Source organism: Streptomyces sp. NBC_01003, from assembly GCF_045162695.1.
Classification (GTDB): Bacteria; Actinomycetota; Actinomycetes; order Streptomycetales; family Streptomycetaceae; genus Streptomyces.
Genome location: NZ_CP108707.1, coordinates 9,934,018 through 9,953,793, shown reverse-complemented (window position 1 = coordinate 9,953,793; position 19,776 = coordinate 9,934,018). Strand labels below are relative to the sequence as shown.

Genomic DNA, 19,776 nt, shown 5'->3' with positions numbered 1-19,776 from the left:
GCCAGCCAGACCCCACTAACTTCGCTGAGCCACGATCGTTGGGCCAAACAATTCTCCGGGATCGTCGACCAGGCCCCAACCCTCATCGGTGCCGCGCACGTCTTCTTCGAGTGGCGGATGACCCCAATCAGGGTTCCCTGGGCAGAACCGCTCGTGGAGATCGGCGGTCTCGGCATACACCTCCGGTTCTCCCGGCCGGCGGACAACGACGTGGCCGAGCAGCGCCATCCAGCCTCCGGGATGGAGCATGTCGTGCGCTCGCTGCCAGCCGATCGACGGGTCAACCCAGTGCCACGACGACGCAGCCACGAGGACATCGAAGCGTCGACCGCGGTTGTCCCACTCCTCAAACGTCGACGTCTCGACTTCGACGTTGCGGAAGGAAGCGATCCGGTGGCGAGCGAGTGCGGCCATGTCTGCCCCAGGCTCGACGGCAGTCACTGAGCATCCGAGCGCTGCTAGCGAGCGCGTCGCCTGCCCGGTACCGCAGCCCACCTCCAGCACCGACGACCGTTCGTCCATGCTGGTGACGGCGCCAAGGTCCGCGAACAACTCGTCGGGGTATTGCGGCCGGACCCGGTCGTAGAGCTCCGGCACCTCGTTGAACACTCGTCCGAGGTCGTGTCGATTTGGGCGCATCTTCGGATCACCAGTCACGAACGCACAAGCTATGAGGTCCGTCCACGAAAATGCCACTGGCTTACCGGCAGCTGTCGTGCTGCCTCCGGTAGTTCAGAGAAGAGTTCGCGATCGTCCTGCAGGCGCCCCGCGGCCGCCGCGAGTACCCCCTCGCACAGCTCATAAAGATGCTGCACACGCCGGTGCACCTGGACGACGGGCAGGCCGTCGACGTCGCCGCCTCCGTCGGCGCAGCGACGCCCGACATCCTCAACACCCGCGACCTGTCCGTGCTCCAGCAGGCCGCCGACGCTGCCCTGTACGACGGCAAGCACTCCGGCCACGCAGTCCTCGCCGACGCCCGGCACGCAAGGCACCCGTCCATCAACGGGCGCCGCGCCGCCCGCCCCGGAACCGGAATCGGGGGGCGAGCCGCATGAGCATCGCCACCCTGCCCGAGGGCGACTGGATCCGCAGCATCACGATCCGTCAGCCCACCTGCATCCTCGCCGGGAAGAACCCTGAAAACAGGCCCCGGCCCTGGCCGTGCGGGGCTAGGCCCTGATCCACGCCGGGCAAAAGCTGGAGCGCCCCGCCCTGCGTGACCCGCTGATCGCCGCCGCGATCCGCGGCCGCTAACTGCACCTGGGCGCAGTCATCGGCGTCGGCCGCCTCACCTACTGCCACCGCGACAAGGGGCCCGATAAGTAGTTTCGATACGCGCTCCAGAAGCTGCTTCTGCTCCATGAGCGCCCCCTCGCCGTACTCACCACTATTCCCCGGCCCAGAATGCCGCCCGCACCTCCCCCTCCGCGAAGTCCCGGCGCGGCAGACGCAGGCCGAGGGACTCCTCCAAGGCGTGGAAGTACAGCTCGAACGTGTCAGTCACTTCCGGGTGGTCCAGCTCGGCACGGCGCACGGCACGGTTGAGGAAATCCAGCTCGCCGCCCCGCAGATAGGGGGCACGGCCACGCTCGTACCAGATCAGCTCCAGCAGGCCCCACTCGTCGTCGACACGGCGACCGTCCCTCATGTAGTCGAAGGTGTAGATGGCCTTCGCGGAGGTGGCGGTCAGCCACACGCTCTCCGTAATCCCGAGCGCCGCGTATGCCTCCTTGTCAGCGAAGGACCCAGGCGGCGTGTCGTGGTGCAGCAGGAACGTCCACCCGCCTGCTTGCCCGAAACAGCAGCTCTCCCACTGGCGATCCCAGTAGGCCCGGCCGCTGTCCACGGCCTGCAGGTCCTTCAGGCGGGTGCCGGCCGCGACCTGTGCGGGATCGGCCCCGTACAGCAGAGCCAGCCGCTCGGCGTCAACGGTTTGTCCGGGCGCCGCACGGAAGAAGGCAAGGGTCGTGTATGGGTCCTGCCCACGCCAGGACCCCGCTATCCAGGCAAGCCCCTCCAGTGGGTCGCGCCCGCACGCCTCAACCGTCCCCGCGTCGTCCAGGCCGCCACTGCGGAACCGTCTGCCCCACACCGGATCGATCCGCTCCAGCGCGGCGGCCACCTCCTCGAGACTGCCGCCGCGCCGACGCATCGCGGCCTCGGTGATCAGGTAAAGCGCCTGTTCGAGGTCGCGGGTGGCAAAGACCTCCCGGTAGGGACCGTCATGGCCGCGCACTGTGCCGTCCTCATCCAGCAGCAGACACAGGCCGCCGTCCTCCGCCTCCTCAGCGCGCTCGGCCCACCCCTCCAGCTCGTCGTCCGAGAGCGCCACCGGGGGCAGCCCGACCTCGTGGAGCAGGGCGTGTCCGGCCACCGTCCGCTGCCATGCCTCCGCAAGTGTCCGCTTGGTGATCTCCATAGCGTCAGCATAAGAAGGGTCACTGACAGCCAGCCGACTGGCTTCGTTCATCTTCAGTGGGATCAGGCACAAATTCCGTGAGGGCGATCAACGGCATTCGGCCTCGGTGACGCAACGTCATCTGAGACCATCGTCGACGCTCAGGACAGGGTTATCGGAGCGGCCCTTGTTCGTCGATGAACACGGTGGGCGAGGACAGGAACACATCGGTGTTGACCGGGCCGTAGGCGATGTTGAACGTGTCCAGCCAGTACGACCATCCCCGGATCCCCAGTGCACTGCTGAAGCGGTAGTTGAGCTGCCAGCGCACCCACTGGCCGGGGGCGAGTCGCACTGCCGGGGGCCGTCGCGGCCGGGGCGGCAGGGCGAACAAGGGCTGGACTCGCGGGAAGACCCGCAGCCGTCCGTCGGCTTCCCGGAGCTGGACATCGACTTTGCCGGGGTCTTCCTGGGTGGCATAGGGCTTGAAGCCGTCACGCTCTTGCATGCGAATCACGTGGGCGAAGATGGTGGCCTCGACAGGTGGGAGAGCGAAGCCGATCGGGGTCGCGTTCCTGCGCGAGGCAGCCTCTCCTCCCCGGGACTCCTTCGTCCAGGATGTCCGTATCCACTGGACGGTGATCTCCATGACGTACTCCCGCCGGGTCGTCGAGGAACTCACTGTATGACTCTCAAGAATCACCGGACATGTCTGGTTGTGGTTACTGGCTGTGCCAGCGGGCGGGTGGCGGTGAGGAGGACGGGCACGCCTCACCCGTGAAGCCCCCGCCGACCTCCGCCGCCCCTGGGAGAAACCTCCGCCCGTACTTGCTCTGCCCGGCCCGTGCGCCCAAACCAACCCCGCCCGGCACAGGGCGCCCTCCCGGCCAGAAGAACCGCTGCCCTGTGAGCCGCTTCGACGTGGGAAAAGAACCAGACGACCCGAGAGCATCACTGAACGCGACCGCCCCAGAGATTAAATGCCAAGCTCAGAATCTGTGTCTGATGCCTGCACGACAAGTCCACGGGTCGCCTGGATGGCCAGTGAAGGGCTGTCCGAATGGCTGTTCCCACGTGGGCACACCAATCCAGCGCTCCGCGAGTAGGTTTGTTGATCACCTGCCGAACCGACCGAGGAGTCACATGTCCGTCAGCCTGTTCGTGGAACCGACGGTGTCTGCGCCTGCGTTGAGGCTGCGCCCGTGGCAGGGCGAGGACGCGGGGGACCTGGTGGCGGCTCATCGTGATCCGCTTCTGCGCCGCTGGCTGACTACTCACTTGGACAGCGAGGCGGATGCCCGTCGATGGATCGATGATCAGTGTGAGGCGTGGGCCACTGGCGTCCGGCTCAGCTTCGCCGTGCTGGAGTGCCAAGGCGCCGAGAATTACGCAGGGCGTCCGGTCGGCCACATCGTGGTCAAGGGAGGAAGCGACCCCACCAAAACCTCAGCAGAAGTGGGTTACTGGACATCGACCCAGGCCAGGGGGCGGGCAATCGCTCCCCGTGCCCTGGAGGCAGTATCTGCGTGGGTGCTCGGCCCGCAGCGCGTGATGCCTGTGACTCGCCTCGATCTGCTGCATGCATCGGGCAACCATGGTTCGTGTCGAGTAGCAGATAAATGCCAGTACGTTCTGCGCGCCGTACTTCCGGCCCAGCTGCCTGCCTTCCCGACAGAGGGGCACTTGCATGTCCGGCCGGGACGCGGCGCCTGACCCGTGAGGTAGTGGCGGCACCTGGCACGCACTCGGGACCCCGCGACAACTCAGCGAGGGACGGCATCAACCTCTTCTCCACCACCCCGCCGCAGGAACGAGGGCCCCGCTTTGAGCGCCGGGTGTCATCGGCCTGGTTCGCCGGGCCATCAACGACTGGTTCGTCTGAGCGGCCCGACGTAAAGGCGAACAGATCTTCACCGACTTCTTCACCGAACTGCTCAAACAGCATAAGAAGCCGACGGCCCTGACCGTACGACCAGGGATGTCAAACACTCACTCAGGCGTGGCTGCTGGAGAACGTCCTCGGCCTGGAGACAGCGAGTGAGGAGGAGCGGCCGGTGAAACGGACCCAGGATCACAAGTGGATGCTCGACATCGCCGCGGCTCGTCAGTTCCACGCCCGGGAGGGGCACTTGAACGACGCGAGGAAGCACGTCGAGGAAGTCCCCGTCGCCCTCGCCGGACCCGCGGCCCCCGGCCACCGGCCACCGGCCGCGAGATCACCCCTGAGAACACCGTGCTCGTCGGCCTGGGGCAGTGGGTGTCGAACGTGCGTCGCAGGGCTGACCAGCTCACGGTCCAACAGCGCGACGACGTCGGCAGACTCGGGATGGGGGCTGTGTAGTCACGCCGCCGGAGGTCGCCCCGGTCTCGTAGCAAGTTAAGGGCGCAGGATCAGTTTCCCCTTCGTGCGGCGGCCGAGCAGGTCCTCATGTGCGTCGCGGGCTCGCCCCAGGTCGTACTCCGCGCCGACCAGTGGCCGCAGGCGGTGGCGTGCTGTGAGGTCGAGCAGCTCCTTCAGCGCTGTGCCGGCGGCTCCGTGCCGGGCCATGAGTGGAACGAGCCAGAAGCCGGCGACGGTGATGGTGTCCACCGCAAGCCGGCTGGGCGCGATCGCGGCGGCGGGTTGGCCGGACGAAGTGCCGTAGGTCACCAGTCGGCCGAGATATCCGAGTGTGTCCAGTGCGGAGTCGAGGACGGGTCCGCCGATGGCATCCAGGACGATGTCGACCGGGCGTCCCTGATTGGCGTCGAGGACGCGCTCACGGTATCCCTCCGCGTCGCCGTCGATCGCAGCATCCGCCCCCAGTCCGAGGGCAAGGGCGCGCTTGTCCTTCGACGATGCGGTGGCAATGACTCGTCCTGCGCCGAATTGCCGGGCCAACTGGACGAGGAGACTGCCGGTGCCGCCCGCAGCGGCATGGACCACCACGGTCTCACCGGGCCTGATGCGTGCGACAGTTCGTAGGAGATGCCATGCCGTCAGCCCCTGTACGAGGACAGCCAGCGCTTCGCCCGCACTCACTGCATCGGGCAGGACGATCAGGTCACGGTCGGCCACAACCGTCTTCGCGGCGTAACCACCCTGCGATACGTAGCCGAGGGCTCGTCGGCCTGCTGTGGTTCGTCCGACAACTTCCATGCCCGGGATCCGCGGGAAAGGGCCGCTGGGGGCGTAGGGGCCGTCGACGTGCGCGCCCGCGATCTGTTTGATGTCACCGAAGTTGACACCAGCGGCCTCCACGTGGACTACCGTCTGGCCCGGTCCCGCCTCGGGGTCCCTCACCTCCGTTTCCGCAAGGACTTCCGGGCCGCCGAAACGCTCGTATGTCATGGCGCGCATGAATGCCTCTCCCGCTCTCGCTGCCGGTCGGTGCTGTTTCGCTTTGCGGGCGAGGTCTCAGGGGCCGGATCCTCCCTCGTGCCCAGAGCCTGCCGCGGCGCAGAACCCCGGGGCCATCACACGTTGTGCCTCGGCCACCAGCCGGGCGACGATCGCTGTTGCCGGCAGAACCTCGTAGACCAGTCCGGCAAATTGCCCGGCGTACAGGGCCATTGAGTCCACCTCGCCGCTCATGCCCACCACGGACGAGACTGCCCTCCTGGATCAGTTCTTTCACGTCGATGTCGGAGGTACGGGAGTCGCGGCGGATCGCCGCGAAGAGCTCAACCTTGGTTCTCGGGCCGTCCATGCGAGCCCCCTGACTGTCGGAAGCACATCGATGCTCCCACTGCAAGACCGTCCCTGGGGCCACTTCTGACGAACACTCAAACTGCGATCAAGCCCCTGGGGCCCAAAGGTTCGTTCCGCTGGGGCCAGAGAAGTCGTTCACAGCCACAAGGTTCTCCACCGCACGCCGTTCCCCGGTGGGGAAGACATGCCGACTTCGCCACCTTCAGCGGTGGCGGGCGCTTGCCCAGGACGAGGGAGCGCGGCGACAGCTTCCCCGGGGACGTCGTGGGGAAGTGCGCGCGGGTGGGGAACAGCGGGACCTCGTCCATGGCGTCGTCGTCGGCCGCCCACACGTCGACCGTCTGATCCCAGTGCCGCACGTTCAAAGTACGGAAGGACACCACGCGCTGGTGGGGGCGGGTGACCTGAGACTGGTTCAGACGATGGAACTCGACCCGGGTGCCGCGACCGTCCCGGTTCATGATCAAACTTCGAGCACAACATCGCGTCGCCGGGCTCCGGGCCGTTGCGCGAACCGTCGGACGACCGGTGCTGAGGACAAAGCAGGGAAGGTCAACCGGACTCCCGGCCAGAAGCGGCGCCGGCTCGGCCGGCCGCCCAGGCGGAGGCCCACCAGCAGGCCGCGACCAAGGGAAGCGCCGCCAGCAACGGCAGCATCGGGAAACGTACACCGGTCCGGCCGGAGGAAAGGAGTTCGCGGACTGCGGCGTTCGCCGGTGATGTGGAGAGCACCAACAGCATCACCGAGCCGATGACCAGCGCTCCTACCCCGCCTGCTGTCGTGCGCACCAGCGGCGGGCCGCAGACTGCCCCGAGCGCGCTGCCCGTCAGGGAGCAGACCATCCCGCCGGCCAGTCCATCGCCAAGCACAGTTGCCAACGGGACTCCCGGTGGCGCCGGGCAGGCCCACACCGAGCCCGCCGCCGCGAGCAGCACGAGCAGTAGGCCGGCGGCCAGGGGGACTGCGAGCGCGGCGTACTGGGGGCGGCGAGCGCCCGCCGCGGCGGCGAGGCAGGCGCGGGCGGCAGGCGGATCCGCGACCAGCTGGGCACGGGTGAGCCAGGCAAGGGCGGGCACAAGCATGGCGGCGTTCCAGCCGAGCTGGCTGCCCAGCTGCGACTGGCCGTCCAGCGAGATCGCCACCAGCCCCACATAGAGCAGCACGGGTGGAAGCCAGCGCTGGGAGCGCAGTAGCAGGGCGCCTTGATAGCGGAGCAGCGCTCTCACCGCCGTCCCCCACTCACGCGGCGGATATGGGTACCCGGCTGAGCGAGCAGTGCGCGCAGCAGCGCGTCCGAGTGGGTCTCGTCCGTCTCCAGCCGAACGCCGCCGTCCGCAAGCGTGCTGACCGCCCGGACGCCCGGCAGGGCAGACAGGCCCTCCCGTCCGCCCTTGACGCCAGTACAGTCGATTCGCACCGCAGCTGCGGCGACCTGCTGTGTCACGGCCGCCGTGCCGCCGCCGACGGTCCACCGTAGGTGTGTGCGCTCTGTGAGTCGGGCCGGGTCGTGGTCGACAAAGACCACGGTCGCGCCCTGGGCCACCCGCTCCTCCACCGCCTCGTCCAGGGCGGTCCGCGACTCTGTGTCCAACCCCGTCCACGCTTCATCCAGCACCAGCAGCCCCGGATCGGCAACGAGCGCCTGTACCACCGCCACCTTCTGGCACATCCCCTTGGATAGCCGGGCCATTGGCCGGTCCGCGTGCCCCTCGGCGCCGAATCGTGCCAGCAGCCGCACACCTCGGCGCGTCGTCTCCGCGCCCGGTAATCCGTGCACCCGGCCCATGAGCCGCAGATACTCCAGCGCGGTGAAGGGCAACGCGGGCGGGAAACGCTCCGGCACGTAGGCAGTGCGCGCCGGACGTGCGAGCACCCGCCCCCGACCTGGCCGAGTGGCCCCTGCGACCACCTGCAGGAGCGTCGACTTTCCGGAACCGTTGCCACCGTGAACCCGGATCAACCGACCCGGCGGCAAATCCAGACGCACGTCGCGCAGTACCCATGGGCCGCGCCACCCGTAACGGAGGCCGACCCCCTCAAGTTTCACCCGGCCAGCATAGGATGGATCAGCCGAGGCCGAGAAGAAGCTCGATGATCGGCTCTGCGATGCACGATCCGGGAGACCTGGGTCGACACCGACCACCGTCAGCACCTCGTCGAGCACGCCGCCATCCTCCATGGCGTGGCGCATGAACCAACCTCAACCTGCCAATCCAGGATGCCCTGGCTTACAGAGGTCAGCCCATTGCTCGAGCCAGTCGTCACTGCGCAGAGCGCCGACACCGTGGCGTGTACGTCGCCCGGCGGCCTCGGCGACCGCGGTCGTGACCAGCAACCTCGACGTCGACTTCCCCAACAGCGTTCAAGCTCGGGGCAGGTCACGCCCCGAATGTCGCCGATCTCCATGTGCCTCGACATCACGTGAGTCTCGCCCTGCTCGGGACGGATGGTTGGTGTTGGGTGATGGGATGCTCTCCCGGCGGACCATGCGGAAGGCAAGCCCCTGACGTCGTGCGCCGGGGAGCCCGTTGGGGCGCCAGATGTCAGGAGCACAAAGGCGATTGGCGTGGAAGGCGAGGTCCGCTCCTGCCATGGACCAGTGCGATGCCCTGTCTTGCCCTGCCGCCCTCGCTCGGATGGCACTCCCCGAACTGCTATCGACACCAAGGCTCCATACGAGGAGTTCGTGCAGCTCACGGACCCTGAATGCCTGGTCGGGGTGCTGGTTGAAGGCGTGCACGCCGGCCTGGTGGGCAGTGGTCGACTCGGCGGATCGGCCGCGTCTCCGCCCCGGTCGGCGCGAGTTCGGCGGGCCGTGGTCCCAGCCGCGTGCTGGCCCTCATACGGTTTCAGGTTCCGGGGAGCAGAGCCTCCTGAGCCGTCAGGTGCGCTCGGTGACCGGGCTCGGCTCGGGAACCGCGGCCTTCTCGACAACTGTTCGGCGTTCGACCAATCCGAGTGCCACACCGGCGATGATGACCACGCCGCCAAGGGCCTGGGCGAGCCGGACCGTCTCCTTGTTGATCAACACAGCACCGAGCACACCGAACACCGGTACCAGGTTGAGGATGTTGACCGCGACGCTCGAAGTCATCCGGCGCAGGCCGTAGTTGTAGAGGAGGAAACCGCCGACAGAACACGCCACGGCCAGATAGGTGAGCATCACCGAGGCCGAGGCATCCGGCACCCGCCAGTCCCCGATCTCCAGGAGCGAGGCGAGCAGGAAGCCGGCGGCGCCTGCCACAGTCTGGTGATAGGTGAGGTTCACCGCGTCTTGCCCCCGGCCCGCGTACTTGCCGAGCACGTTGTATCCGGCCCACATCAGCCCGCCGAGCAGGAGCAGCACGTCACCGAACCAGCGTGCGCTGCCTCCGACTTCTGCCCCGTTGCGTACGACCAGGAAGGCTCCCAGAGTGGCGAGCACCACGCCGCTGACCCGGACCAGCGGCATCCTGGTCCGGAGGAGTGCCAGCTCCAGAAGCATGGTCATCAGCGGATAGGTGGCCACGATCAGGGAGGCGTCTGAGGCGGTCGACAGCTCAACGCCGATGTTCTCCAGCACGAAGTAGGCCGTGATGCCGAGCAGGCCGCTCAGGTAGATCAGCCGCCGCTGGCGGGCATCCGGCGGGGCGGCTGGGTTGCGGCGCATGCGCGCCATGATCGCGAGCAGCACGGCGGCGACGGTGAAGCGGATGGCCCCGATGGTCAGCGGCCCGACGTCCGCCAGCACCTCCTTGGTCACCGCGTACGAGCTGCTCCACAGCAGCGCGGCCGCCACGACTGAACAGATCGCCAGAGCCCTCGTCTTACGTTCTTCCACCGCTGATGCCCTCTCGCCCGGAACCCCCGACTCCGCCCTGACCGCACAGCAAAGAAACGAATCATGAACGGGATATCGGCGGATACGCTAGAAAGCAATCCGATGAAGTGGCAAGCTGGCCGAACATAATTCGGAACTTGAGGAGTGGGGCGGAATGTGGACGAACTAGATTCGGCCTTGCTGCGACTTCTGCAGCAAGACGGTCGGCGCACAAACCGGGACCTGGCACAGGAGTTGGGCATCGCGCCCTCCACCTGCCTGGAGCGAGTGCGCGCCCTCCGCGAGCGCGGTGTGCTGCTCGGATTCCACGCTGAGGTAGACCTCCCCTCGCTCGGCCGAGGGCTGCAAGCGATGATCGCCGTGCGGGTACGGCCGCCGACGCGTGCGGTCATTGAGGAGTTCAAAGCCTTCGTGGCGCGCATGCCCGAGGTGATCGCGGTCTTCGTGCTGACGGGCACCGACGACTTCCTCCTCCATGTCGCGGTTCGCGACACCGACCAGCTGCATTCCGTGGTTCTGGACAAGCTGACCGAGCGACAGGAACTCGCAGACGTACGCACCTCGGTGATCTACGGACACCTGCGGAAGAACATCATCGAGCCGATGTGAGTGGGCGTCAGGTCCTGTCCGACGGATCATGTGGCTGCCGAGGTGGGGCGGGAGTTAGGAGTTGACCTCAAGTCGAGTTGAGCTTTTAGGCTCGGGTGCGCCGATGTCGATGTACCTGAGAGGAACGGCCATGAGGACGCTGGTGCTGGGAAGGACGCCCGCCAGGGTGACGGAGGTGCTGGCCACGCTGCGCGCGGACGGCTTTGACGTGGAGGGAGTGAGCACCGACGCGGAGGCCCGGAAGCTGTTGGAGACCGAGGAGTTCGGTGTGCTGATCATTGGCGGGGGTGTGGAGCCGGACTCCCGTGTAGCGATCAAGGAGTTCGCGGCGGAGCACCGGGTGCGGCGGGTGATCGACGGCGCGCTGACGGAGCCGTTCGACACCTACGTGCGGCGGGAGTTCGAGCCGCTGATCCGGGAGGCCACTTCCAAGGGGTGACGGCCGGTCCGCCCGGGCGTTGATCCGGGCGGAGCCCCTCACAGGCACAGCACCAGCGCAGCCCCGACCCAGCGAAGCACTACTGGGTTCCGCCCGGTGGATCATGGGCGGAGCCAGAGTCGGATCGCTGCGAGGGCGACGGTGCCGTGGAAGATGCAGGCCCTTTCGTCGTACCTCGTGGCCACGGCCCGGAAGTTCTTGAGCCGATTGATCGTCCGCTCAACTTCGTTCCTGCGCTAGAAGATCGTCTTGTCGAAGCCGGTGGGCCGGCCGCCGTCGCTGCCGCGGCGTTGGCGGTTGGCCCGCTGATCTTTCGGCTCCGGGATCGTGTGCTTGATCTGGCGTCTTCGCAGGTAGCGGCGGTTTCTGCGCGACGAGTACGCCTAAGAGGTCCTAACAAAGGCGTTGGACGTGGCGGTGGGTGATGAGGCAGGTGGCGAGTCCGAGGAAGGCTTCGTGGATGTCGTCGCGCCGTTCCCAGCGGATGTGTAGGCGGCGGAAGCCGTGCAGCCAGGAGATCGTCCGTGCGACGACCCAGCGGAAGACGCCCAGACCGGTGCCGTGTTCCTGGCCCCGTTCGGCGATCACGGACGGATGCCGCCCTGCCACAACAGGCGGCGGTATTTGTCGTGGTCGTAGCCGTGGTCGGCGAAGAGCATGTCCGGCCGCCTTCACGGGCGACCGACGAGGCCGGGGACCGGTGGGATCTTGTCGAGCAGCGGCGGGAGCTGGGTGACGTCGCTGCGGTTGCCGCCGGTCAGCGACACCGCGAGCGGGATACCTGCCCGTCGGTGATGACGTGATGCTTGCTGCCCGGCCGGGCACGGTCGACCGGGCTGGGCCCGCTTTTGGGCCCAGTCGAGCGGCCCGGACATGGGAGGAGTCGATCACCGCCCGCGACCAGTCCAGTTGGTTCTTCGACCGCAGCTCCGCCAGCAGCACCGCATGCAACTGATCCCACACACCGGCCTTGTTCCACGCGGCCAGACGCCGCCAGACGCCGCCAACTGGTCATGCCCGAGCCGAAGCCCAACTCCTGGGGCAGATACTCCCATTGGATGCCCGTGTGCAGCACGAACAAGATCCCGCACGACGCTTGCCGATGCGGTACCCGAGGTCAGCCTTCGACCTGCTTCGGGCCCGGCTTGGGCAGCAACGGCTCGATGAGCGACCACAGTTCGTCCGACACGATGCATGGCCGCGACTGACGGTTCCCCATGACCAGACCAACGAGAAGGCAAGCCACCAGTCACATGATCAACAGCTTTTGTTAGGGACAGTAAAGGCACTCGCGCATCTGGTACGGCTGCGGCTGCTGCGCACCCTGGCCCGTGGCCCGCACACCAACGGCGAGCTGGCCCACGCGTGGGAACTTTCGCCCCCGGAGGTTTCCCGTCACGTCGCTGTCCTGCGCCGCGCGGGCCTGCTCACGGCCCGGCGGCAGGGTCGTTACGTTCGTTGCACCCTCAATCTGCCCGATCTGACGGCGCTGGGCGCCGACCTGCTGGCGGCCGTACTGCGCCGAGTAATCAACACGACTGCCGAAGGCTCTTGCTCTCACGAACCCCAGGTCAAAACGCTCTCAGGCGCACCGAGGAATACGCGACACCTCAACATGCGAGCCCGCAAGTCTCAACCCTCGGAACACTGTTCGCCGGCGCGCGCCGCCCGCCACCCGTACGGCTCACACGAGCCGTACGGGTGGCGGGCAGGAGACCGCGTGGTCAGCGAACGTCGTAGGCGCGGGTGATGGTCTGGGTGACCGCGTTGCCGTTGGCGTCGGTGAACTCGGCCTTCGTCATGACCTGCTTGCCGGTCGCACCGGTGTGGTCGACGACGGCCGTCCACTTGCCGTCCTTCTTCTGGGTCGGCGCCTGGATCCAGGTGGTGCCGCCGTCGTAGGAGTAGGACAGCGAGGCCTCCGTGATCGCGCCCGGGGTGTACCCGGCGTGACCCTCGACCGACAGGCCGACCTTGATGCCGCTCCGGGCGGGCAGGGTGTTCAGGCCGTCCACCGGCAGGTCGTACGCCGGGGAGAGGATCGGCAGGCCGCGCGAGTAGACCTTCGGCTCCCGGTGGGAGCGGAAGCTCCATGTGGTGGTGGCAGCGGTGGAGCGCAGCCAGTTCCGGTCCGCGGACGAGATCTTCTCCAGCCGCTGGGTGAGCTCGTACGCGGAGTCCTCGTCCGGCACCTCGAACACGCCGTAGGGATCGTAGCTGCTGCCGATTGGCTCACCGTTGCGCTTCAGCACCAGATTGCCGAGGTCGCCGAACGACCCGCCGTAGGACCAGTGGTCGCCCGATCCGTCGACCCAGAGCGCGTTCTGGAAGCCGATCAGGTCGCCCTGCCGCTCGGCGGCCAGCATCAGCTTGCCGTCGGCGTCGCGCGGCGCGGCCGGCCGCAGGGCACCGCCGTACCAATTCTCGGCACGCCGCTCGCCGGCACGGTAGGTGCGCTCTTGGTCGCCCATGAACGCGGCGAAGGGGAAGCTCGTCATCGCGCCGTGGTACCAGGCGTCGTCGCCGGTCGTGTAGTAGGCGGTGCGGGTACCGGGCACATGGACCGAGCCGAACGGGCTCACGGGGATGTAAGCGCCGCTGCTGCCGGCGGGGCGCATGAACATCGCGTCGACGTAGTCGGCCTCCTTGCCCATGGCGTGCCACGTTTCGGTGACCTGGGCCAGCTTGGAGACCTTGGGCTTGTAGACCTGGTCGGAGTGCAGCGGACCCCGAGTCGGGAACGACACGTTGTAGACGTACGGCGAGCCGTCCTCGGAGCCGGAGGCGCGCCAGGTGGGCCGGAACTCGAAGGTGCCGTTCCCGGCATGTCCATCAATGTCCGCATAGAACTTCTGGACCGTCTTGTCGACCATGAGCGACCCGGAAATCTCCCAGGTGTCGTCCCACGTGCGGGCATAGCTGAGCGTCGTGTTGGTCACCGTCGAGGGGCGGTCCGTGCTCACGCTCACCTGGTGGGCCTTGCGGGCGTCGAGGACGACGGTGGTGTCATGGGTGATCCGCAGCTGCGGGTTCGCAAGGTAGCTGACCGACTCGAGCGCGTTGTCCGCGCCGTACGTCGTCACGAAGCTGCTGAGGGAGTAGTCGCCCGGGCGCACGCTGTACGTCTGGTCGGTCGCACCCGAGTTGGTACGGCGCTCGCCCTTGTCCGTGTCGAGGCTGACGAGGTCGAGGGAGGAAGAGCCGGTTGCGGGCTTGCCGTCACGGTCGATGGCCTTCACCCGGAGCGTGACCGTCTGCGGCTGGACGTAGAGCGTGACGGGCACGGAGACGTGCACATCGCCGCCGGTGGCGACGATCCGGCCGGTGACCGCACCGTACTGGGCGTCCGTCAGACGGGCGGTGGGGTCGATCCGCAACGGCACCTGAGCGGTGGTGCCCGCGGGTACCTTCACCTTGTCCTCCGCCGGCTTGACGATGCCGGAGCGGACATCGCTGCCGTCGTTGCCGTGCACACCGCTGACCTTCAGGCTCAGGGTGAGGTCGCTTTTCCCGGTGTTGTTGAAGGGCACCTGCACGGTGGTGCGGTCCGAGGCATCCTGCGGCCAGTTGTAGCTGCCGGCCTGGACCGCGGGCGCGGAGAGCACCTTCTGGTTCACCGCGCCGAACACGTCGAGGACCCCAGCGCCGGTCTCGTCGGCGCCGGCGACCTTGCCTCCGGTGCGGGCTGAGGAGACCAGGGCAGCCTTGATCTGCTGCGCGGTCCAGTCCGGGTGGGCCTGACGGACGACGGCCGCGGCGCCCGCGACATGCGGGGTGGCCATGGATGTGCCGGACATCGTGCGGTAGGCGTAGACGCCGCGGCCGCCCGCGCTGGCCGCCGAGATGTCGACGCCGGGGGCGGCGATCTCGGGCTTGAGGGTGTGTGTGACGGCCACGGGTCCGCGGCTGGAGAACGGCGCGGTGGTGTCGTCGCGGTCGACGGCGCCGACGGTCAGCACGCCGGGCACGCAGCCGGGCGAGGAGACGGTCTCTGTGGCCGAACCGGCGTTGCCGGCGGCGACGACGAACAGGGTGTGGGTGTTCTGCGAGAGCTGCTGCGTGGCCTGGGCCATCGGGTCGGCGCAGTCGCGGATCGTGGGGTTGCCCAGGCTCATGGAGACGACGTCGGCCTGCTGGTCGACGGCCCACTGCATACCGGCGATGATCCAGGAGTCCTGGCCGTAGCCCTGGTCGTTGAGGACCTTGCCGATGAGCAGGGAGGTGCCGGGGGCGACGCCCTTCTTGCGGCCGTCACTGGCCGCTCCGGACCCGCCGACCGTGGAGGCGGTGTGGGTGCCGTGGCCCACCTTGTCATCGGTGGTCTTGGAGTCCGTGAAGTTCTTGGACGCGGCGACCCGGCTCGCCAGGTCCGGGTGCTCGGCGTCCACGCCGGTGTCCAGCACGGCGACCTTGGTTCCCTTGCCGTCATAGCCGGCTGCCCAGGCCTCCGGTGCGTGCACCTGCGCGGTGGAACGGTCCAGCGTGGCCTCGGCCTTGCCGTCCAGCCACAGCTTCTTCACCGGGGAGGCAGCACGTGAGCGGGCGTCGGTGATGTCCCGCCAGAAGGTGGCGGCGGTGTCCTTGCCCGCCTTGAGCGCGACGCCGTCCACCGCCGGGAGGCTCAGGCCCCGCTCGGAACCACGAGGGGCCGCCGGCGCGCTCTTCGCGACGTCCACACTGTTCCTGTAGGTGGCGATGAGCGGCAGCGAGTCGGTGTGCGCGTCGTCGTATCCCTGGCGGATGAGCCCGGTGACGTTGAACAGCTGCTCGTCGACCTTGCCATCGGCGATCGCCTCGGAGACACCCTCGGGGTAGACGTAGAGGTCCTTGCCCAGCTGGTAGGTCTGCACCATCGGCTGCGTGCCGTCCTCGCGGGGCAGCACGGCCGCGGAGCTGTGACCCGACCTGTCGGTGGTCACCACCACCTTGTCGCCGGTGACGAGCGTGACCGTCGTCTGCTTGCCACCCGTCGCCCTGGCCCCGCTGCCGATGACGGGTCTCTTCCCCGAGGCACCGTCAGGCGGCGTATCCGCCGCCCCGGAAGGCGCGACCGCCGTGACGGCCAGGGCGGCGGCGGTAGCCGCGCCCATGGCTATACGCGTTATGGAGCGCATGGATCTCCCCACTCGAAACCGTGAACATGCCGTGCTGCCGCTGCAGCCTGGCAGACATCCAGATCGTGGAGTGATGCCGCGCGTGACGGGTTTCCCGCATGTCGGTTTTCCGTCATGCGGTCACATCTACGAGTTCCTCAGCTCGGTGGAGACTCGGGCCGCACGCTGCAACCTCGGCCGGATCGAGGTCGTCGAGGTCGTCGAGGAAGAGGGCTCTCAGGATCGGTCAGGGCGTCAGAGCCAGCCCGCACGTGCCGCGTGCCACCCCAGTTGCAGGCGCGAGTCCGCTCCTGCAAGATCCATGAGACGGCGTGTCCGTCGCTCCACGGTGCGTATGGAAAGGCCGAGTTGGGAGGCCGCACGCCGGTCGGAGATCCCTGCCAGCAGTAGGGCGAGGACCTCCAGTTCCCCCTCGGTCGGTTGCTGATCGGTTGTCGTCTGCGCCCGCACACCCGTGGTGGTGGCGTACAGAGGCCGGGCCTCGGCCCATTCCCTCTCGAAGAGATGGACCAGGGCCGTCAGCAGACCGCTGCGGTGCACCACGATGGCGCTCGGCTCACCGCCGGCGTCCGTCATGTCGAGTGGCACCATGGCACGCTCCCGATCCGACACGACCATCTTCAGCGGCAACGAGTCGGCGAGGCGAACCTCGAGGCCCGCAGCGATCCCGGCCTTCACGTCCCGCGCCATGTCGGGACCGTCGAGATAGTCCTTGGCAGCAACAACACGGAAGTCGACTCCGCGGTCCAGGGCGGAACTCTCCGACACGTCGGCGTCGTCGCGCGGCACCGCGGTGGGAGCGCCGACGAGGAAGACGAGCAACTCCCGCTGGGCGCCGCGCTGCAGTTGGTGGAACCGGTGCGCCACCTGCTCCACGCCTACGACCACCTCCACGACGCTACCCGCGGGGTGCGCGGCGGTACTGCGGTACTGCTCGGTCAGCATCGAGAACGCCGTCTCGGCCCGGTGCAGTGCGTTGCGCTGCTCGACGAGAATCGGAGCCAGGGCCACCGAGGGTGGTGTGAGCCGGTAGCGGGCGGGCCGGCTGCCGGACACACAGTCGGCCGGGTCGGACACCCCGCTCCCGGCCTCGGTGGTGACCGCGACCAGACCACGTGTCGTCAGGTCGAGCAGGATGCGGGTGGTCTCGGCCTTCTCAAGTCCGGTCTGCCGGACGAGTTCCTGCGCGGAGGCAGTCGGACGGGCCAGAAGCGCGGTGTAGACGGCCTCTTCGTCCGGGCCCAATCCCAATGCCTGCAGCATCAAGCTCCCCCTCGGGCGGCCGCCGTGTCTGGCCTTGGCGTAGCTCGGGTGGACCGAGCAGATTCTTCGCGGCCGGACATTATCCCACTGTCAGGAAGTCGCCATTGTCCGGTGCTTGTTGTGGACGCATCTGAGCCGCCCCAAAGGGGTGTGCCTCGCATGGCCCGCTCACCCGGATCTCGGATCCCGGGTCACGCCGGTCACCGCACCGGGGCATCGACCGGCGGGGCGCGGCTCACCCACGTCCGGGCCTGCCTAACGTACGGGGAGTACACCACCTGCCCGGGAGGTTCCGTGCCGCAAAAGCACCCGAAGCGTTTCGCGCGACCCGTCGAGAGTATCGAACCACCGCGCAACGTCGAGGTGGTGATCGGCGTCGCGTCGGTGACCTTCCTGATGCTGCTCCTCGGTGCCCTGTCCGAGTCCCCCGTGTGGCTTCTCGGGCTCCTTGTATTCCTGCCGGCGGCTGCGTCCGCGCTGTGCAGCGTGCGCCAGACGAAGTTCGTGGCTGCGTGGATCGCACTTGTGGTCGTCGTCATCGTGCTGCTCCGGCACGGTGACGGGCGGTCGTGGCTCGACAGGAGCCTCATGATGCTGCTCACCCTCGCCCTGGGCGCGGGTTCCGTCTATGCCTGCCACCGTCGTATCCGCCGCGAGGACGAGATGCTGCGGCTGCGCTCCACCGCTACGGCAATGCAGCGACACATCCTGCGCCCACTGCCTCTGCTCACCGACGACGTCCTGGTCGACGGCGCGTACGAGCCCGTACAGGAGGACCGGCTCGTCGGCGGCGACATCTACGACGTCGTCGAGTCTCCCTGGGGAACCCGGGTTCTGATCGGCGATGTCCAGGGCAAGGGCCTGCCCGCGGTCGGTGCCGCGTTCGCGGTCATCGGCGCATTCCGGGAAGCGGCCCACCGGGAGGCGACCCTGACCGCGCTCGTCGACGCACTCGATGCCTCTGTTGTACGGCACAACTCCTACGCCGCGCAGACCGGCGACGACGAACGGTTCGTCACCGCGCTCATCCTCAACGTCGACGCGCACGATGAGGTACAAGTCATCAACTGCGGACACATCGCGCCCCACTTGCTGCACAACGCCACCATCAGCACGCCCGCCCTCGACTCCGGCGTTCCCCTCGGTCTCGCAGAACTCGCCACCGAACCAGTGACCGTCGACTGGTTCACCTTCCCAGCCGGGGCAACGCTGCTGCTGACCACCGACGGGCTCACCGAGACCCGCGGCGTCGACGGCACGTTCTACCCCGTCACCGAACGCCTCACCGAGCGGGTGTCCCTCTCCCCCACCGACCTGCCACACGCCCTCTTTGACGACGCGAGCGCGTTCGCCGGAGAGCGAGGTCAGCACGACGACGTCGCGATCCTGTCCGTCCGGCGGTCGCCTTTCCGTTGAGTAGGTCGCGCCACACATCACGCAATCGCGCGTCATGCACGCCACCCACAGAGCCCAGGGTCTGGGACCGTGGCGGTCCAGGGACCCTCCTGTACGACATCGGAGTCGGCGGGACCCGAACTGCGTTGGGACGGGCTCGTCGGCCGGTGACGAGACGTCGAGGACTCCCATGCGTCGGGGCACGGCTTTAGTAGCTGTCGTAGCTGGGCTTGCCGTTCGGCCGGTAGACGCCGACGATGGTGCCGCCCTTCGTCGTCGAAACGCTGACCGGCTCCAGCGCAGTGGGGATCGCGCCGTCGGCGAACAGCCGCTTGCCGGCGCCGGTGATCACCGGATGGATGGTCAGCCGGTACTCGTCGACGAGGCCGTGCTGCATGAGGGTCTGGGCGAGGTCGCCGCTGCCGACGACGTTGATGTCGCCGCCGTCGGACGCCTTCAGCTTGCGTACGGCATCGACGATGTCGCCCTCCAGCAGCGTGGAGTTCTGCCACTCGACGGACGTCAGGGTCCGAGACGCCACGTACTTGTGCATGCTGTTCATCCGACTGGTGAACAGGTTGTCGGGATCGGCGGTCGGCCAGTACGACGCGAAGATCTCGTACGTCTTGCGCCCGAGCAGCATCGCGTCGGAGTGCTCGTACCAACCGGCGATGGCCGTGCCGACCTCGTCGTCGGCCACCGGTTTCTGCCAGCCGCCGTGCTCGAAGCCGCTCTCAGCGTCCTCGTCCGGACCACCCGGCGCCTGCATGACGCCGTCCAGCGTCAGGAACGTGCAAACGATGATCTTGCGCATGGTGCGCTCCCTTCGTCGACGGGTAGACGGCACAACCGCCGGAAACTCATCGGCGGCACTTCCGCGGCGCAGCACCAGGGCCGTCGTTTGGATCAGCCCGGCTGTGAGGTGCGGTACCTCTTGCCAGACCCCGCGCCGCCGGGATGATCCACACGACAGGCCCTAGCCGAATGGAGGTCACGCCGTCTTCTGGACGGGCAGAGCAATCCGACGGCGCGACTCTGGAACG

Annotated in this window: 16 protein-coding genes and 5 pseudogenes; 7 read left to right on the top strand and 14 right to left on the bottom strand. The window is 67.9% G+C overall.

The features are described 5' to 3' along the window. Positions 1-15: 15 nt before the first annotated feature. Positions 16-657, bottom strand: a complete 642-nt coding sequence (locus OG698_RS45865; RefSeq protein ID WP_406110235.1) for a class I SAM-dependent methyltransferase — start codon at positions 655-657, stop codon at positions 16-18. Between the two features lie 92 nt (positions 658-749). Here OG698_RS45865 and OG698_RS45860 point away from each other — a divergent pair, with 92 nt between their 5' ends. Next, on the top strand, positions 750-1,058 hold the full coding sequence (locus OG698_RS45860; RefSeq protein WP_406111654.1) for a hypothetical protein: 309 nt from the start codon (positions 750-752) through the stop codon (positions 1,056-1,058). 49 nt (positions 1,059-1,107) lie between these two features. Here the strand turns inward: OG698_RS45860 and OG698_RS45855 are convergent, their stop codons facing one another. The 3 genes from OG698_RS45855 to OG698_RS45845 all read right to left on the bottom strand — a co-directional run bounded on the left by OG698_RS45855 (position 1,108) and on the right by OG698_RS45845 (position 3,050). Continuing rightward, positions 1,108-1,365, bottom strand: coding sequence for a hypothetical protein (locus tag OG698_RS45855; protein WP_406110233.1), 258 nt, complete (start codon positions 1,363-1,365; stop codon positions 1,108-1,110). Between the two features lie 25 nt (positions 1,366-1,390). After that, complete coding sequence (locus OG698_RS45850) at positions 1,391-2,422, bottom strand: hypothetical protein (protein WP_406110231.1); 1,032 nt, start codon at positions 2,420-2,422, stop codon at positions 1,391-1,393. Between the two features lie 151 nt (positions 2,423-2,573). Next, positions 2,574-3,050: a hypothetical protein gene (locus tag OG698_RS45845; RefSeq protein WP_406111653.1), complete on the bottom strand. Its 477-nt coding sequence runs from the start codon at positions 3,048-3,050 to the stop codon at positions 2,574-2,576. Between the two features lie 118 nt (positions 3,051-3,168). Here OG698_RS45845 and OG698_RS45840 point away from each other — a divergent pair. After that, a pseudogene (locus tag OG698_RS45840) lies at positions 3,169-3,381 on the top strand (transposase); the annotation flags it as partial. Between the two features lie 163 nt (positions 3,382-3,544). Beyond that, positions 3,545-4,114 (top strand): GNAT family N-acetyltransferase, encoded by a 570-nt coding sequence (locus tag OG698_RS45835; RefSeq protein ID WP_406110229.1) that lies wholly within the window; start codon positions 3,545-3,547, stop codon positions 4,112-4,114. A 664-nt stretch (positions 4,115-4,778) separates the two neighbouring features. Here the strand turns inward: OG698_RS45835 and OG698_RS45830 are convergent. The 5 genes and pseudogenes from OG698_RS45830 to OG698_RS45810 form a co-directional block, all read right to left on the bottom strand. Continuing rightward, positions 4,779-5,741 (bottom strand): zinc-binding alcohol dehydrogenase family protein, encoded by a 963-nt coding sequence (locus tag OG698_RS45830; RefSeq protein WP_406110227.1) that lies wholly within the window; start codon positions 5,739-5,741, stop codon positions 4,779-4,781. 650 nt (positions 5,742-6,391) lie between these two features. Beyond that, a pseudogene (locus tag OG698_RS45825) lies at positions 6,392-6,553 on the bottom strand (transcriptional regulator); the annotation flags it as partial. Between the two features lie 91 nt (positions 6,554-6,644). Then, positions 6,645-7,319, bottom strand: coding sequence for a hypothetical protein (locus tag OG698_RS45820; protein WP_406110225.1), 675 nt, complete (start codon positions 7,317-7,319; stop codon positions 6,645-6,647). Next, positions 7,316-8,284, bottom strand: coding sequence for an ATP-binding cassette domain-containing protein (locus OG698_RS45815; protein WP_406110223.1), 969 nt, complete (start codon positions 8,282-8,284; stop codon positions 7,316-7,318). The genes OG698_RS45820 and OG698_RS45815 overlap by 4 nt, the downstream gene beginning before the upstream one ends. Before the next feature lie 690 nt (positions 8,285-8,974). After that, entirely contained in the window at positions 8,975-9,913 is a 939-nt protein-coding gene (locus OG698_RS45810; protein ID WP_406110221.1) for a DMT family transporter, read from the bottom strand. A 156-nt stretch (positions 9,914-10,069) separates the two neighbouring features. Here OG698_RS45810 and OG698_RS45805 point away from each other — a divergent pair, with 156 nt between their 5' ends. Further along, positions 10,070-10,522 carry an Lrp/AsnC family transcriptional regulator gene (locus tag OG698_RS45805; RefSeq protein ID WP_406110219.1) on the top strand — a complete coding sequence of 151 codons (453 nt, stop codon included), beginning with the start codon at positions 10,070-10,072 and terminating at the stop codon, positions 10,520-10,522. 103 nt (positions 10,523-10,625) lie between these two features. Next, the gene (locus OG698_RS45800; RefSeq protein WP_406110217.1) at positions 10,626-10,961 is read left to right on the top strand and encodes a hypothetical protein; all 336 of its coding nucleotides are present in this window, start codon (positions 10,626-10,628) and stop codon (positions 10,959-10,961) included. A gap of 101 nt (positions 10,962-11,062) precedes the next feature. Here OG698_RS45800 and OG698_RS45795 read toward each other — a convergent pair. Both OG698_RS45795 and OG698_RS45790 read right to left on the bottom strand, forming a co-directional pair. Then, a pseudogene (locus OG698_RS45795) lies at positions 11,063-11,344 on the bottom strand (IS5/IS1182 family transposase); the annotation flags it as partial. Positions 11,345-11,354: 10 nt separating this feature from the next. Continuing rightward, a pseudogene (locus tag OG698_RS45790) lies at positions 11,355-12,180 on the bottom strand (IS5 family transposase). Between the two features lie 60 nt (positions 12,181-12,240). On the opposite strand from OG698_RS45790, the pseudogene OG698_RS45785 reads away from it, so the two are divergent. After that, positions 12,241-12,483: pseudogene (locus OG698_RS45785) on the top strand (ArsR/SmtB family transcription factor); the annotation flags it as partial. Between the two features lie 202 nt (positions 12,484-12,685). On the opposite strand, the gene OG698_RS45780 reads toward OG698_RS45785, so the two are convergent. Together OG698_RS45780 and OG698_RS45775 are read right to left on the bottom strand one after the other, a co-directional pair. Continuing rightward, the gene (locus OG698_RS45780) at positions 12,686-16,075 is read right to left on the bottom strand and encodes a S8 family peptidase (protein WP_406110215.1); all 3,390 of its coding nucleotides are present in this window, start codon (positions 16,073-16,075) and stop codon (positions 12,686-12,688) included. Positions 16,076-16,309: 234 nt separating this feature from the next. Next, positions 16,310-17,338: a helix-turn-helix domain-containing protein gene (locus tag OG698_RS45775; protein ID WP_406110213.1), complete on the bottom strand. Its 1,029-nt coding sequence runs from the start codon at positions 17,336-17,338 to the stop codon at positions 16,310-16,312. A gap of 294 nt (positions 17,339-17,632) precedes the next feature. On the opposite strand from OG698_RS45775, the gene OG698_RS45770 reads away from it, so the two are divergent. Then, positions 17,633-18,754: a PP2C family protein-serine/threonine phosphatase gene (locus tag OG698_RS45770; protein WP_406110211.1), complete on the top strand. Its 1,122-nt coding sequence runs from the start codon at positions 17,633-17,635 to the stop codon at positions 18,752-18,754. A gap of 187 nt (positions 18,755-18,941) precedes the next feature. On the opposite strand, the gene OG698_RS45765 is transcribed toward OG698_RS45770, so the two are convergent. Next, positions 18,942-19,547 carry a dihydrofolate reductase family protein gene (locus tag OG698_RS45765; protein ID WP_406110209.1) on the bottom strand — a complete coding sequence of 202 codons (606 nt, stop codon included), beginning with the start codon at positions 19,545-19,547 and terminating at the stop codon, positions 18,942-18,944. Positions 19,548-19,776 lie beyond the last annotated feature (229 nt).

Coding starts and splice junctions, on each gene's coding strand:
- OG698_RS45855 (WP_406110233.1), bottom strand. CDS start 1,365: ATGGAGCAGAAGCAGCTTCTGGAGCGCGTATCGAAACTACTTATCGGG.
- OG698_RS45850 (WP_406110231.1), bottom strand. CDS start 2,422: ATGGAGATCACCAAGCGGACACTTGCGGAGGCATGGCAGCGGACGGTG.
- OG698_RS45845 (WP_406111653.1), bottom strand. CDS start 3,050: ATGGAGATCACCGTCCAGTGGATACGGACATCCTGGACGAAGGAGTCC.
- OG698_RS45835 (WP_406110229.1), top strand. CDS start 3,545: ATGTCCGTCAGCCTGTTCGTGGAACCGACGGTGTCTGCGCCTGCGTTG.
- OG698_RS45830 (WP_406110227.1), bottom strand. CDS start 5,741: ATGCGCGCCATGACATACGAGCGTTTCGGCGGCCCGGAAGTCCTTGCG.
- OG698_RS45815 (WP_406110223.1), bottom strand. CDS start 8,284: ATGCGCCACGCCATGGAGGATGGCGGCGTGCTCGACGAGGTGCTGACG.
- OG698_RS45800 (WP_406110217.1), top strand. CDS start 10,626: ATGTCGATGTACCTGAGAGGAACGGCCATGAGGACGCTGGTGCTGGGA.
- OG698_RS45780 (WP_406110215.1), bottom strand. CDS start 16,075: ATGCGCTCCATAACGCGTATAGCCATGGGCGCGGCTACCGCCGCCGCC.
- OG698_RS45775 (WP_406110213.1), bottom strand. CDS start 17,338: ATGCTGCAGGCATTGGGATTGGGCCCGGACGAAGAGGCCGTCTACACC.
- OG698_RS45765 (WP_406110209.1), bottom strand. CDS start 19,547: ATGCGCAAGATCATCGTTTGCACGTTCCTGACGCTGGACGGCGTCATG.